The sequence below is a fragment of the Vibrio sp. 10N.247.310.23 genome, from assembly GCF_041467155.1.
Classification (GTDB): Bacteria; Pseudomonadota; Gammaproteobacteria; order Enterobacterales; family Vibrionaceae; genus Vibrio; species Vibrio crassostreae_C.
The window spans coordinates 118,456-134,028 of the sequence record NZ_JBFSTZ010000009.1; the positions used below are offsets into that span (position 1 = coordinate 118,456).

General features: G+C 37.4%; 13 protein-coding genes. 9 read left to right on the top strand and 4 right to left on the bottom strand.

All coding sequences use genetic code 11. The features are described from left to right. Window positions 1–61: 61 nt before the first annotated feature. On the top strand, window positions 62–967 hold the full coding sequence (locus tag AB6D93_RS09110; RefSeq protein ID WP_017059964.1) for a DUF808 domain-containing protein: 906 nt from the start codon (window positions 62–64) through the stop codon (window positions 965–967). A gap of 117 nt (window positions 968–1,084) precedes the next feature. On the opposite strand, the gene pyrC is transcribed toward AB6D93_RS09110, so the two are convergent. Further along, complete coding sequence (pyrC, locus tag AB6D93_RS09115; protein ID WP_102332692.1) at window positions 1,085–2,113, bottom strand: dihydroorotase; 1,029 nt, start codon at window positions 2,111–2,113, stop codon at window positions 1,085–1,087. Window positions 2,114–2,305: 192 nt separating this feature from the next. Continuing rightward, window positions 2,306–2,464: a YqaE/Pmp3 family membrane protein gene (locus tag AB6D93_RS09120; RefSeq protein WP_017059962.1), complete on the bottom strand. Its 159-nt coding sequence runs from the start codon at window positions 2,462–2,464 to the stop codon at window positions 2,306–2,308. A gap of 368 nt (window positions 2,465–2,832) precedes the next feature. Here AB6D93_RS09120 and AB6D93_RS09125 point away from each other — a divergent pair, with 368 nt between their 5' ends. From AB6D93_RS09125 to AB6D93_RS09160, 8 genes are all read left to right on the top strand, one after another. After that, complete coding sequence (locus AB6D93_RS09125) at window positions 2,833–5,157, top strand: adhesion domain-containing protein (RefSeq protein WP_102332691.1); 2,325 nt, start codon at window positions 2,833–2,835, stop codon at window positions 5,155–5,157. A gap of 581 nt (window positions 5,158–5,738) precedes the next feature. After that, a complete protein-coding gene (locus tag AB6D93_RS09130; protein WP_102332690.1) occupies window positions 5,739–6,269 on the top strand; it encodes a hypothetical protein in 531 nt (176 codons plus the stop codon). A gap of 66 nt (window positions 6,270–6,335) precedes the next feature. Further along, the gene (locus AB6D93_RS09135) at window positions 6,336–6,863 is read left to right on the top strand and encodes a hypothetical protein (protein WP_240492705.1); all 528 of its coding nucleotides are present in this window, start codon (window positions 6,336–6,338) and stop codon (window positions 6,861–6,863) included. Continuing rightward, window positions 6,863–9,664: a CS1-pili formation C-terminal domain-containing protein gene (locus AB6D93_RS09140; RefSeq protein WP_102332689.1), complete on the top strand. Its 2,802-nt coding sequence runs from the start codon at window positions 6,863–6,865 to the stop codon at window positions 9,662–9,664. The genes AB6D93_RS09135 and AB6D93_RS09140 overlap by 1 nt, the downstream gene beginning before the upstream one ends. Window positions 9,665–9,677: 13 nt before the next feature. Continuing rightward, entirely contained in the window at window positions 9,678–10,382 is a 705-nt protein-coding gene (locus AB6D93_RS09145; protein ID WP_229648578.1) for a hypothetical protein, read from the top strand. Continuing rightward, a complete protein-coding gene (locus tag AB6D93_RS09150) occupies window positions 10,339–11,466 on the top strand; it encodes a hypothetical protein (RefSeq protein ID WP_017059956.1) in 1,128 nt (375 codons plus the stop codon). Before AB6D93_RS09145 ends, AB6D93_RS09150 begins: the two co-directional genes overlap by 44 nt. Continuing rightward, window positions 11,463–12,203: a LysM peptidoglycan-binding domain-containing protein gene (locus AB6D93_RS09155; RefSeq protein ID WP_065584792.1), complete on the top strand. Its 741-nt coding sequence runs from the start codon at window positions 11,463–11,465 to the stop codon at window positions 12,201–12,203. Before AB6D93_RS09150 ends, AB6D93_RS09155 begins: the two co-directional genes overlap by 4 nt. A 532-nt stretch (window positions 12,204–12,735) precedes the next feature. Next, window positions 12,736–12,999, top strand: a complete 264-nt coding sequence (locus tag AB6D93_RS09160; protein WP_102332688.1) for a hypothetical protein — start codon at window positions 12,736–12,738, stop codon at window positions 12,997–12,999. A gap of 255 nt (window positions 13,000–13,254) precedes the next feature. On the opposite strand, the gene AB6D93_RS09165 is transcribed toward AB6D93_RS09160, so the two are convergent. Together AB6D93_RS09165 and AB6D93_RS09170 are read right to left on the bottom strand one after the other, a co-directional pair. Next, complete coding sequence (locus AB6D93_RS09165; protein ID WP_102332687.1) at window positions 13,255–14,265, bottom strand: helix-turn-helix domain-containing protein; 1,011 nt, start codon at window positions 14,263–14,265, stop codon at window positions 13,255–13,257. Window positions 14,266–14,361: 96 nt separating this feature from the next. Next, a complete protein-coding gene (locus tag AB6D93_RS09170; RefSeq protein ID WP_102332686.1) occupies window positions 14,362–15,318 on the bottom strand; it encodes a helix-turn-helix domain-containing protein in 957 nt (318 codons plus the stop codon). Window positions 15,319–15,573: the final 255 nt, after the last annotated feature.

Consider the following 15,573-nt stretch of genomic DNA (forward strand, 5'->3'; position numbering starts at 1 on the left):
TGAGTGAATTGATGGTGTTACATTTTATTGATGGTTCAATTCTTTATAAAGAGACAACAAAATGGCTGGAGCAAGTTTACTAACACTGTTAGATGACATTGCAACCGTGTTGGATGATGTCGCATTGATGTCTAAGGTAGCCGCTAAAAAAACCGCAGGCGTATTAGGTGACGATTTAGCCCTTAACGCCCAGCAGGTATCCGGTGTTTCTGCTGAAAGAGAAATCCCAGTGGTATGGGCGGTCGCAAAAGGCTCATTTAAAAACAAGCTGATTTTGGTTCCGGCAGCACTATTGATCAGTGCATTCATTCCTTGGTTGATCATGCCACTACTGGTGATTGGTGGTCTGTTTCTTTGTTTTGAAGGGGCAGAGAAAATCTTAGAAAAGCTTTTTCCTCATGCTCATCAACACGAAGAGAAAGATGAGGAAAGCAGCTCGGGTGAATCTGTTGAAGAGTATGAGAAGCGAAAGGTCTCAGGCGCAATTCGTACGGACTTCATCTTATCTGCGGAAATCATTGTGATAGCTCTGGGTACCGTAACGGGTACAAGTATCGTGACTCAGATTCTTGTGGTGAGTTTGATAGCGGTTGTGATGACGATTGGTGTTTATGGCTTAGTGGCAGGGATCGTTAAGCTGGATGATTTAGGTTTCTATCTCCAACGCACATCAAATGGGAGTGCCATTAAAACCCGATTGGGTAATGGGTTAGTCGCATTTGCACCAAAGCTAATGAAGATGCTTGCGGTTGTCGGCACGGCTGCGATGTTCTTGGTTGGCGGCGGTATTGTGGTACACAACGTTCCAGCAATTCATCACTTAATTGAACCGATTATTATGGACTTCAGTGGACATACGATTGCGACTGCGGTGGTACCAACGCTATTAAATGGTGTGATTGGGGTTTTATCTGGATTGATTGTCGTTGCTATTTGGACTGCTATCGGAAAAATTCGCGGTAAGTAATCGTTAAATTACTGCTGGGAATAAGACAGTCTTTTATCGAAACAAAAAAGGGTCACCATAATTACTATGGTGACCCTTTTCGCTAAATGGAGGGTGTTTATTTAACAGCCCAAGTGCTTATTTTACAGACCAAGCAATCGCCTCGCCGCCACGGATTGGCACAACGATGTCTGAACCGAAAGGCATCGTTTCAGCAACATTCCACTCTTCTTTAACGAGCGTAATTGTATCTGAGTTACGTGGCATGCCGTAGAAGTCTGGGCCATTGTGGCTCGCGAATGCTTCTAGGTTCTCAATCTTGCCTTCTAAATCGAATACTTCAGCGTACAGTTCAACCGCAGCGTGCGCTGTGTAAGAACCTGCACAACCACACGCTGACTCTTTTGCACCTTTAGCGTGTGGTGCAGAGTCTGTACCCAAGAAGAACTTCTTGCTACCGCTTGTTGCTGCTTCAATAAGTGCTAACTGGTGTGTGTTGCGCTTAAGGATAGGTAGGCAGTAGAAATGTGGCTTAATGCCGCCAACCAACATGTGGTTGCGGTTATAAAGCAAGTGGTGAGCAGTAATGGTTGCCGCTACGTTCTCGTTAGCGTTCTTAACGAAAGTCGCAGCATTTGCCGTCGTGATGTGCTCTAGAACGATCTTCAGGTTAGGGAAGTCGTTAACAATCGGTGCTAGAACTGTGTCTAGGAACTCTTTTTCACGGTCAAAGATATCAACATCGTGAGCCGTTACTTCACCGTGTACCAGCAGCAACATACCCACTTCTTGCATTGCTTCGAGTACGTGGTAAATCTTTTGAGCTGAAGTTACACCTGAATCAGAGTTAGTCGTCGCGCCAGCAGGGTATAGCTTCGCTGCTACAACAGCGCCAGATTCTTTCGCTTTACGAATTTCATCAGGTGTTGTGTTGTCTGTCAGGTAAAGTGCCATTAGAGGCTGGAATTGTTCACTTGGCTGCTCTGCCATGATGCGTTCACGGTAAGCAAGAGCCATTTCGGTATCGGTTACCGGTGGGATGGTATTTGGCATGATTAACGCTCGACCATTGTAACGGCTGATATCGCGAACTGTATCTTTTAATACTTCGCCATCGCGTAGATGAACGTGCCAGTCGTCAGGACGAGTAATCGTAAGTTGTGTCATTGAAGGCTCCCACCATTTGAAGTGTTATGTAGTTGGAGCCTAAACTCAGCGAAATCTGTGAAAGCAATCGCTTACGTTTAGGCGACAGGATGATAGTGGAAAAGTACTTTCATTTCATCCTATTTTTAACTCTTCATGGCTAGGAGCTTGTTTTTATGGATATTTTATTCGGTATCTATTTGTTAATAAGGGTTAGCGGGTGGCTACCCACAGACCATGGATCATTCCTGGAACCCAGAAGAAGAAAGTAAGAATGATATTAATCACCAAATCTTTCCCGGCGCCGCGAGCGAAGAACACGCCAACAGGCGGAAGCAGTACACATAAGATGATAATGACGAGTTTGTTCATGATAAATCCTTTTTATTCAATGAAAGTTCAATGCGGTAAACGTGTTCATATTATAGAACGTCTCGAGAGTGTTACTGCATTGCTGCCTTAATGTATCAAGATAGAAAGCTAAACATCTCAAGATACTAGCCTAGTATCAAGTGTTTAATGCCTACCAGTTTATCTATTTATAACCAAATGCTTATAATCAGTATTCCCATCAAGATATACATTTAATCATTTGAAGTTTGGCCGTGATTTTATGACTAGGCATTTCCAAGAGTCAATTTTGCATATTTGCTAAACATATCCAGTTGCAAAAAGATAACATCGCAATCGAATGTAGAATTCGTATGCTACAAGGTTAAATTTTAAAAAGGTCAAACGATATGTTAGATGTGTTGTCAAAGAAGGCTAATTTGTTACAGGTAGCTTTAATCTTGGCTGTTTCAGGTTGTAATGGTGATTCAGGAGTTGGTTCTACTTCGAGCCCAGATAGCCCAGATAGGCCAGCTCAATCGAACGTACTTTACTCCGTTCAAGATACCATGCAGCACACTAAACCTCGTGAAACTTTTTATGTTGATCTCTCCAACAATATGGAAAGTTCTGATGGGACACCTGTTGCTCTGCTGAATGTTGAATCCCTTAATTCTGACTATCATTGCGATGTGGTTTCTAACGACCAAAATGGTTTTTATATTAAAGCAACGCAAGTAAACCTATGTGACTACCGATTTCGTGTTGGATCCTCTGTGTCAAGAATGTCAACAGCGATATCTTATGATGGCTATAGTGAGGCTACAGCTCGAATCGCTATAGCTGAAAACAGTGAACAATTAATACCCATATCATCTGCAACTTCAACTGGAACACCCATTTCGGTGAACGTGAAGGACGAGTTAGCAAATTTGGGGTACGAGGTCGACACGAGTCGCTATACACTTAGTATGACGCTAACTTTGCCTAATAGCGATTCAACGCTTTCATCAGCAGTATCTGATCCCGCGAATAACGTTATAGAGTATACTCCAGGTGCTGGACTTGAATCTGGAGTTGAGAGGGTTTTATATAGCTATAGTGATGGAGTAAATGTTCTTAGTGGTAGCCTGGATATTGCAGTTTCAACAACAGTAAATGGTGCTCCAATAGCTAACTCTACATATATACAGACATTTACCGATCCTGATACCTTAAAAATAGTGTCAGAAGTTCCATACGGGAAAACGGTCACAATTGACGTTTTGAGTCTCATTTCTGATCCTAATGGTGATTCATTACAATTAATTGATGTCTATGCTTACGATGCTGATGTTGCCATTATAGAAGATGCTAACTTAGATGGTAATCTGTTCAATGACACTATTTTCACGTTTACTACTTCTAATTCTGGCTATCACAATATCACTTACGTTGTCTCTGATAACAAAGGAGGCTTTGCCACCGGGATAATAAAGTTAAAATCCGAAGACTTATACCCGATAATTGTTTTTAATGAAGGCAATGTATATCAATCTGTTACTCCACCTTTAACTATGGAGCAGGCAGAAACTGCGAGTATTGAATTCGAAATAATAGGAACAGGAGATGGCACCAATGCCGTCGATAATGTAACAACCGTAGCGCATTCGAAAGGTGTTGCTGAAGCAATTTGTACTGCAAGAGGTGCTTTTTTACCGAATCAAGTAGATTTGCAAGAACTTTATGCTTGGAAGCCTGATGGTCAAATATTTACAGACTATAGATATCCAAATGACAAACCGTATTGGACTAGTGACCAGGTTGATGAAACTACCACAACACTAGTCAATCTATTTGATGGTTCAGTCACTGCTAGTAATAATGAAGAGGTAAATTATGTTCTTTGTACTAATACTGAGTATATCCCAGAAATCACCCCAGTATCTATCAGTTTAAATGGTGTGACTTCGATTCAACGTGACTTAGAGCTAGATAAACATGAATTATATCAGGCGACTATAACTAACTCAATTGGCCAAATGGAACAAGTTCCAGCCGAATATGTCAATTGGACAGTAACTGAGTTGAACATTAGTACCTTTGATGAACATACAGGTATCTTGACAGCGTATTCTACCGCAAATACTGAACCTCAATTTAATGTTAATATTGAAGCTTGCTATGACTCATTTTGTGATAACTTGAACGTTACTTTACTCGCACCTTTGGGTATAACTTCATATGAAGGAAGTGAATTTCTTCCGTTGTTAACGAGAGAACAAGTACTCCGCTATAGTGATAATAATACTTCGATTTTTGCTCCGAATGATACTGCCGATTATACGTATTCGTTACTCAACAGTTATGGGTATAACGCAGATGACGCGAACTTTATAGAGTCTGGATATGATAGCAGCCAGACTCAATATTACTGCTCATCAATAAACTTCGATGGTGGTGGGTGGAAAGAATTTGACTCGTCAACTATTGCACTTCGGTTTGCTAGCGCTTGGAATGCAGACCCTGCATATAAAGCCATACCTTCAGGTCGTATATATTCACATTTCGGTTACCTAGATGAGTTTTGGTTCCGAGGAAATGGTTTGCTCTATAAGTTTTACATTAATAATTACGCGGAACCAACCAGTGAAAACGGTGGTATCACGTATTATAGAGGTCCTGAAGATACTCCTGAGGCCGACTTTAATTACTTTGGTAGCCAAGTACACGTTTTTTTATCATGCTATAGATGATAGTTATGAGTCTGTCTCCCTTTAAAGTAGGTTGAAAATCTTTAGTAAGCCAGTAGCGATGTTACTGGCATTTTTAATGCGAATTATTTACGTGTTATTGTCATGTTGATATTTATTAATTAATAACCGCAAGGTAAATTCTCCGTCTCACTCTATTTCCCCAACTAAAGACATCACTTGTAAATTAAACGCTAGATTATAATAACTTAGGTTACGATTTAGGTAGTTTAACTTGTGATGGTCATAATTAATATTATATAAAGCAATATAATAAAATAGTTATGATGCTCATTTTTATAACTCAGATAGTCACCAGCGTTACCCCTTCTCATATCCAATTGAAACACCTTTCTCAAAGTTTGATAATGGTTATTATGATATCCAATTTAGTGTAACTGAAAGTATTTATTGTACAGATCTTATTCCCTAGATAAATGAACTAGTCGGCGATATATCGACTAGGCATATTTAATTATAAATAATTCCAACGTGCTAACCTAAAACGTAGTTATTTTAATATTATATACCCGTTGTTTAGCAAGAGGCTAACGCAATGCTTATATTATATTAAAGGAAATAAAATGAAAAAATTAACACTCATTACATTATTGTCTGCAATTGCTGTTGTTCCGGCTTTTGCTGCACCTGGCGATACCTCTGTTGGTTCTGCAGTATTCAGCGGCTTTGTTCCTGGTTTTGTATCCAACGGTGACATCATTGTTACTGGTGCGGGCGGTAGTGAAGACTCTGCTTCTTTTGTTGGTACGTTACAGGTGAACGCTGACGGTACGTTCACAACGACTAAACCAGTTGTTTTGGAAGCGCATGACTACACGGGGGCTGTGCTTGGGGCTTTAACTCCAGCTAACTGGACGGTATCACAAGTAAATGTGCTTCCAGCTTCAATGGGTGAAGTACAGCCTAACATTGTCGTTGGCGATAACCTTTCAGCGACGGAACTTACTGCAGCTGACTACTTAGCTTCAACTCAACTTTCAGCAGGCGATACGATTCAACTGTATGTTGCTAACGATACAGCACACTCAACTCCAGATGATATTGCTGGTTCAGAAGTTATCGTTAACGTTGATATGATTGCAACTTTGCCATAAGAAAAAATCTCATTATTTGATAGGCACTTAATTAATTAAGTGCCTTGTTTTTCGAGGCTGATGAAAATGAATATCTATATAAATTATTTCTTTCTATTATTGCTTGTTATTTTTAGTTTCAATAGCTTTGGCTATGAAAGCTATTCATTTCCAGTAAATACACAAATAAATAGAGCGAATTTGTATGACTATTCTATAAGTGTAGATTTATCTGATGAGTTTATTGCACTGAAGTATGATAGTGAGAACGAAACCTTTCTAAATGGGCGTTTTTATTCTTATATTAGAACTAATATACCAACAAGCACTGGGGATTCGTTTGAATACAGTTATAACATATCAGAGTTCACTTCTAAATGTGTTCTCAACGATAGCGGTGAGACTATGTATGATGATTTTGTCGATCTCTATATCGATAGAAAACATTACTCTGATATTTTAGATATACCAAACTTTGAATTTAATAATATTAAAAATACTGAATATGAAAACTCTACCAATGAATTTGAATTAGTGACAAATAAAAATATACCGAGTGATGAGCCATTAGATTGCAATGGTCGTATTACGTTCAATGTGGAGCTTCAACTATAATGTTTATTAGACTTTGGTTTGGTTTAAACTTAATTATCATATTTTTCTTGGCCATAATATATAGTTCAAAATCCGTCGCAAATATTCCAGATGGATTTGAAGATATGTTTGAAGAGAAGTTGATAAGAATGCCACTAATTCTCTCGGCTGATAACAACAAATTATTCTATTCGGAAGCTTTCATCTCGGGTGATGAAGTAAGAATTCCCACTTCACAAAAACAACTTGTAGCACAAGCATTGGCGAATGAACTTGGTATTGAGAAAGATGTTAGCGATGCGATGGCAACAACACTGGTAAATGGGGTTGAATCGAGCCTAGATTGTAAAGGTTATCGAAGTGAATGTGGTCTACTACCTGATTTATATGATTTTGTTTATGTGCCAGATAGCCAATCATTGATTATTCATGTTAACTCACAATTCTTAACTGAGATAATAGAAGAGTCAGAAATAAAATTTGTAAAAGAAGAGATCGATCAAAACGCGATCATTATGTCACATGGTTTGAATCTATCTGGTTCTTATAGCGACAACACTGATTATACATCGTCTTATTCTTATCAACATGAAAATTATGCAGGTTTTGGCAAGTATGGCTATTTGCATAATGATCTAAACTTTAGTGAGGTCAATGGTTTCAGTTCGGATGACTCATCGTATAACTATGTTGGTGGTAATACTCGTTTCTCTGTCGGGTATAAATACCAAGAACGCTCTTGGAATAGTACTCAGTTTTTAGAAAATGGCAGCAAAACTTCTGGTTACATGTTGTCGATTGGATCGACGAGAGAGCTAGTAAAAAAATCATCTCCTAATTCTAGACGAGTATATTTGAACATTTCAAGAGCTGGTCGACTAGAAATTAATGATGATAGAGGCCGTGTTCTATTAAGTCGTAATGTGGATGCAGGGCAAGAATACTTTGACTATAACGAGCTACCATCTGGTACTTATACTGCGACAATTCGAATATTTGATGGCAGTGAAGAGTTTTACACAGAAGATAGGTTGATAGTCAATACAAGCTCTTCGTCGATTAAAACCGGCGAACTAGATTATCATATTACAGCCGGTTATTTATCAAGAGACCTGACGAATACGGGACTAGAGGACGATTTTGACCAGAAATCCATCAACTTTGCTTATGATAATTATGAAAGTCCAATGTTCACCAATGGGAAATTGAGCTATCAAGTTACGGATTTTTTTGCACTGGGTGCAGGTTCGTTTATTACAGGGGAAGATAATTATAATTATGTTGGTGGTCACTTATCTTTAGGGGAAGTGTCCAGAATATCGGCAGTAACAGGATTATTTGACGATGGATCTAGTTTTTATAATTTTGATGTGGGGATTTATAACTTAAGTGTATCTTACACAAAATTTGATAGTGAAAATGATAATAGTATTGGAGATATTAGTTTGTCTCAACTTTTATTCAGTAACTCGAACTATACATCATTATCAGTAAATTACAACAAGTACTTAACGAGAAATATATCATCATATATATCGGGTATATTAACAAAAAACCAATATAAAGATTTTAGTAATGGTTATAATAATGAATCAGAAAGTTGGTCTGCAAGAAGTGGCGTGCAGATATCATCATTACCACTTGACTCAAAGGTGAACTTAGAGTTATCAGCAAGTGAATCGAGCGATATAAATTATGGTGTTATGGCCTCAATAATTATTCCAATAGGCCAGGAAAACACATACACACATAGTACACAAGCACAAATAGATGATAGTGGTGATGTTGCGCTATCGCATAGAGATACAGTCTCAAGCAGTCTAATTAACAGAAACAATCTAAATGTATCAAGCTCTGCGGGACTTTATTATCAAGATTCTACTGAAGACCAAAGCAGTGCCGATTTATCATTGTCTGCAAATTATAAGAATAAACATATTGACTCAAACTCTTATGCCTATATCAATTCAAGTAGTAATACAAGTGTTTCTGCATATATTGGTACAAGTAATATCATAACTTCTCAAGGAATAGAGTTTACGAGTGAAAAGTCATCTTCTTATTTTATTTCGAATAATGATACAGGGGAACTGTCTTCGGATGGAAAATTCTTGGCGGTAGTTAACTCCGAGCAGAATGGAAAACAAAGCAATGCTTATGTTAGTGGAGATGCTTTGACGGTATATCCATTAAAAGAGTTCTATGAATATGAATTCAAGCTTGATACGGAAGCCTCTGATTTTTACAACAATGGTGAGTCTTATACGTCGGCTACTAGTTATCCAGGAACTGTTATCCGTTTGGATACGTCGTTGTCTGAGTTGAAATCATTTATATCGACGTTTAGTGATATAAATGGAAATCCAATTGACGGAGTTGAATGTATCGGTGGAGGTTGTGTTTCTACTGACAAGCTTGTTGAAGGTGTGTATCAATTTAAGGTGAAAGATAAACAACCTTACAAAATTATATCTAAGGAAAACCAATGTGTAATACCGGAGTTATCATCGGTTAATAATTTGAATTTAGGTAATAACTTCTGTATGCCATCATTCGAAGAAAATAGTGAAGGTTATCAGATAGCCCTAGTTGATGGTGTTTATTATTACTACTTAGGGCAATACAAGGATAGTAATATTGTATTGAACTATCAGAACAAACTGAACAACTCAGGTGTTGAAATTATAAACAAAAAGCTTGGCGGTTATTTGTATATATTTGCTAAGTCTCCTGAGCAACTAACTACGGCAAACAAACTGTATGTTGATGAACTCATTAATTATGCAGTTCATATGGAGATGACGCCATATGCTTATAACTAACATAGAGAAAATTATGCAACGTGTAATATTTACTTCGATACTATTAATGACGACCTCTTTTAGCCATGCATTTAGCATAGATAAAATGCTTCTTATAGCTGGAGAAGATGGTAATGGAGTTTTTACTCTGACTAGTTCGAAAACTGAACCTGAATATATAAAAGGTAACGTTAGCCAAGTAAAGGTTGAAAACGGAGAGTTAGAAAAGGTAGAGCTAACAAAAGATAATTTACCTTTATGGGATCTTGCGCTATTACCCAATAAACTGATATTAAATCCGGGGGAAAGACGTCGTGTATCAGTAAAGAATTTATGTCAGGTTAATTGTGATGATTTAGAGAAGGACAAAGTTTATCAAGTGACTTTCATGCCTAGCGTTATCGATGGAGATAAAAAAGAAAGTATAATTGGTATTAATTATGGTTATGCTCCTTATTATATTGTACCTGCAAAAAATACTAATGTTGACTACAAAGTTAAATATAACGGTTCAGAAGTTTATGTGGAAAATAATGGTAACACATTTTTCTACATACAGTTTGATAACTGTAAACCGAATTCTGTTAGTAACAAATGTAAACAAACTAATACAATACTATCTGGTCGAAAGAAAACCATAAAATTAGCAGAAGGCCTGCAAAATGTCGATTCGTTATCCGTTAAGGTAGCCAACCATGATTACAGTTATAACAAAAATATCACTATTAAAAAGAAATAGCCTAATTAGTATAGCGCTATTATTCACGGCTTTAGATAGTAGCCATGCTGCAGATGTATACGGAACGATTACAGCAAACAACTCTGTGGTTTGGAACAATGCGGCGCCAAATAGTTATTTCGGTAGTGAAGCTATATCTCCATCTGCATGGACGATAGCGCAAGAGCAACCAACGGCAGAGTGGTATCCCGCAACGATGGATAACCAACCCGTTAATAACGTTAGCTTTGTTAATCATTCTACAGGCGAAAGTTTTAACACCAGCCTGGAGTTGTTAGGCGTTGAGTACAATTTGGGTAGCTCGGCTAGTTATTTCACATCAAAAGACTACGGGTCAAATGTGGGAATGGGAGTTGCCAATGAGTGTGCAGCTACAAATATAAGTGGTTCGAGTGCGAAAGTGGGCCAAGAGTCGACTTTGTGTGTGTCGCGAATGGGTTACACAGCAACAAGCCGAATAGAGCCTTTTAAGTTTTATCGACCTGCTTTCGCTTTGCCTAATATCAGTAATGATGTGTTCGCAGCCCCTGTTGGATCTGGAACTTTTACGGCATCAATTAACCTTTCACCCACTTACTTTTTTACAAGTCAAACCGGTACGATGACTTATACCAGAGTGCCGGAGACGTTAATTATCACGATTGATTATCAAGCTGCGATCCTTGAATCATTAACGGTACTTGGAGACGGGAATATTGAACCCCAGTATGATACTGCAACAAAAAGGATCTCTGGTACAACGAGGTATGATGTTAGCTTGTTAGGGACTTTACCTACAGGCGTTATTATGACATTTAGCCCTACGTCAGGTGACTATGAGCTTACAAATATTGATAACTCGCTAGAAAAGATACCCTACACAATCACGTGTGCCATTGGCTGCGAAAGCCCTGACAAGGTGATTGTCCAAGACGGAGTACTTAATACCGCATCTTTTCCTGATTCAGAAGTGATTACAGTGAATGGAGAAGGTAGTAACAAAGTTGATGTAGCATACGATGTTAGTTTTGATGTCGATGGAAATGCACTCAGTTCAGGTAATTACCAAGGGTCGTTTAATGTTGTTTATGAGGTGAACCTGTGAACCGACTAATTAATAATATTTTTTTTATGTTTCTAGTACTAACCAGCGGTGCAGCGGTTGCTGAGAAGCCAACTGCTCATATTTTGGGGGTAGGGGCAAACTATGGCTATAATTTTGATGGAGATATGTTTGAGAATTCTCAATCTATTTATTTTCTCTACCAATATAACCGACTTCAATTGAATCTAGGTATCAAACATTATAAATTATTAGATGATTCTGAGTACATACCTGATTTAGGTTTGCTTTATAGTATACATGATGGAGAAGAAATTGATTTAAAGGTTGGAGTCGGATTTGAAGATAAATATCCAACAATAGAGTACCTTGCTGAGTATGCTTTGAATGAATATTTCGGTGCGAGTATCGCACTTAATCAAACGTTGAATGATGATTTTGGGCAAAATCAACGAGAAGCCGTGGTTGGATTATCTTATTATTTCAATGACAGCAAGCGTAAGATTGAGTCTGACCAAGTTGAACCTCGCCCTTCGTCACTTGAAATTACGAAAGCTCCGGATTGCACATCTGACCCAACTGATACGGACTGTGACTTCGATACTATGTCTAACAGTATATCCGAAGTTGCTGTTAAGCCGACATTACCTTATGTCGTACAAGAAGGTGATTGGTTATATGAACTACGTAGAAAGTTCGGCTTCGATTTAGAAGAGATCATTGAGAGTAATGATATTGAAAATCCTGATTTGATCATTCCTGGCCAAGTATTAGAATAAGCTCTTACCGGTAACCTGATCAATATTAAAGTATTACTAGACCTATTTCTTATAAGGTATGGTGATGCTTTTTTTTGCACTCGATTAAATCTGTCTAACTATTCATCTATGATCTTACATAGCTTACGTTGATGTGAATAATCAAGTGTTGCCAAGAATCATGGTTTACATACCAGATCTTAGGTTCAGGTATTAAATATTACGAAGTTAGATAAAATTTAATTCTCTTAATGTAAAACCATTAAACTACTATGAAGACTTGCAAGATATGTATTAGCGTTTTACTCTTCGGTCTCTCCCTAAGGTTTAACTGCCATCAAATAGCTAACCAGCGCATAATATGTATAAGTCTGGTGAATTGATGTGGTTGTATCCATGCTATATCATGATTATTATGAATGGACTTTTCTGAACAAATTAATGTTTACAAATCTAATATCACGGATGCAAGAGTGGCTGGTAGGCATTAGACTTCTTTTTTCCTGCGAATAAGCTAAACTCTCATATGTAACCAATTACATTTGAGGTGTTTATGAAGTCGTTTGTCAATATTAAGGTCGTTTTATGTTCGTTTTTATTTTTTGCAACCTCAGCGATTGCTTCTATTAGTGCTGATGATGTCACGTTTTTAGGCCGAGTCGGTGGAGATATACGAGCAATTTATTCTGACAAAAGTCTAACGAATGTGGATGGCATGCAAAACACGAAAGCTGTAAGAGGCATGACTCAGAGCAGTTATGTAACATTACTAAACAATGAAGTAGATGATGTAATTGTTCGTGAGGTTGACATGTAGTCAAGCGAACATAGCATATTAGATTCTAACTTTTTACCATATGCTTTAATACTCAATCGCTTAATTACATAGTATATAGATTGTACTGATAATTTAAGTGGGAAAATAATGAGGTATATTGGTTCAATAATATCGAATACGAATGTCAAAACTGTAGAGCTGTGTTTTGAAAGATTGAAGCAAGCAGGAGTTCATCCATCAGAACTATCTTTCGATGGATTGGTACTCCTGTTAATGTGCGCGGAAAGAGACCGCTTAGCAACACTGAGAGCTAATTGAGCATGGGTTTGAACAGGTTTGACAGCCTGTAAGCAAGTTCAAGAACTCGGGTTGAGTAAATAGCTGGCTTGTTTTTATGTGCATTAAAGCTTTAGAATAATAGTGTTTACCAATTTTGATTGCACCGTTGGTTGATTTTTTCTCGTACGAAACAACAGAAAATCCCATTTTTTCGAGTACTTCTGCTGAGCTCTTTATAGCAACTGTTGTGTAGTAGTCGGTAATGTTAGCGTGTTTTGCTAGAAACCTGAATTCTCTATTTAATTGTAGACGAAAAGGTCGCTCGTACAGCGAATGCTGGCTCACCGCAAAATAAGCTAATTTTCGGCTTTTATTATAAGGAACGGTTTTTCTTAAATCTATTTCATTAATCGACTTTTGAGAAAGTGTTTCAATTTCGGAGATCATACCTTCTGTCGTGAATATAGTGCCTATGTTATGTCCTAATAGCTCCCCTGTGACGCTGTCGACATATTTATAGGCAATGAAACGTTTTTCATTGCAATAGTTTAAAAAATCGATTTTATAGAGTCCATGCTTAATATTCTCATCAGAGGTTTTCTCATGAAAAACAAGTACAGAATTTACAATCTCACTATCATTAGAATTTCCAATCGGACATTCACAAACAGGATTGTGTTCGATCATCGATGTTGACTGATAATTTGCTCTGGCGATCAAGTTATTTAAACTACGGTATTTCTCTTCCATCAGAGTATTGAATTGATCAACTCTATTTTTAGAACTAGGGTCTTGATGTTGTAAATGACTAACTTTAGATAGATAAGGCTCAAGATCGTTGGTAAATTCTCGCAAAACACGAATACTACGGCTAAGAGTTGGTTTAGTTGTTCCTCTTTCCCATCGACTAAGTGTAACGGTATCAATGTTCGATAGATCTCCTCCGAGTAAGTTGAGCTTTGTAGCTGCTTGACTTTGTGTTAGTTTATTCGCGATTCGATATTTTTTTAAGTATTCGCCAAACACAGTAATTTTCTCCAATCTTTTGCATAAGGCGAAGTATTATTATGTGTAGAAACTTAAGATGGTAGGCATCTTAATTTAAAGTCTGTTTGGCTATGCCTAATGATTTTTGATTGAGTATTGGTTATCCCACTGGGTTGTTTTTATGAGGGTTATTATTTCGGGTTGAGAAAGAAGTGTCGCTGTATCAATTTCGTATAAGCAATGTTCGAATGAGCGGTTGCCTAATTTAAAACCTCCTTTTTCTGACTCAATATCAAATGCTATTTTCTTAAATCCAAGTTGCTCTAAAATTTGTCCGATTTCAGGCCATGCACTAAAGAAATAATAACGTTGAACATTTGAATAGTGAATTAGGTTTATAAATTGAGAAACTAACATACATCGAAATATCTGGAAATTAGAAGAGTAACGATTATAATTACAAACCGATAACTTAGTCGAATTTTTATAACTGACAGATTTTGTCAGGTCGATATCAATGATTTTTGAATGAGTAACTTTGTCAAAATAGTCACTTTCGAATATAAAACTAATTGAGTGACCTACCAACTGCCCGCTTTCTGTTATAAATCTTTTTAAAATAGCTCGTTTGTTTTGTTGGTAGTCATATAGATTAATGTCGAAAAAACCCTTCGGTGTATGGATGGCTGTTTCGTAAAAGATTTTAAGGCTAGATAGTATCTTGTCATCATCTTTCAAAAGAAGTGGCATCTCAGTAATTAAAGTTGATTGTGGCTCTTGTGGCTCTTCATAACTTAATGATGAAAGCTTCGTTACCCTGTTATTAAAACGAAGTTGTTCAATCTCGTCTAGTAGCTTTGTTTCGTTTGGATTAGGTATTAATTCATAAAAGTCACTCAGGTCAACCTGTAAACAACGCAAGATTCTTAGGCATTTTGCAAGTGTTGGTTTGGTTTTTCCTCGTTCCCAACGACTGAGAGTTACCACGTCTACAGAGCGAAACTCTTCATTTGCAAGGTTTAACTTAACAGCAAGCTCACTCTGAGTAAGACCTAGTGAGACTCTCAATTCCTTTAAATAGTCACCAAACATACATTATCCCTAAGCGTAATTTGATCTAATTGAAGTATAGTCATCTATGATAGTTTATGGCATTTTTAATAACCTATCTAAACGTAACAGACTCGAGATTACCGTTTTGAAACGGCATTGTGTATTTGTACAGGAGTTCGTTTAACTACTTATGCAGTTTGTCTTCACGGTTAAGAAGTAGGCATGTAAAGCTACATATGATTTGTTCATGCTAATCCTTGCTAGTTATTGATCTGTAGTATGGATTAATCACAA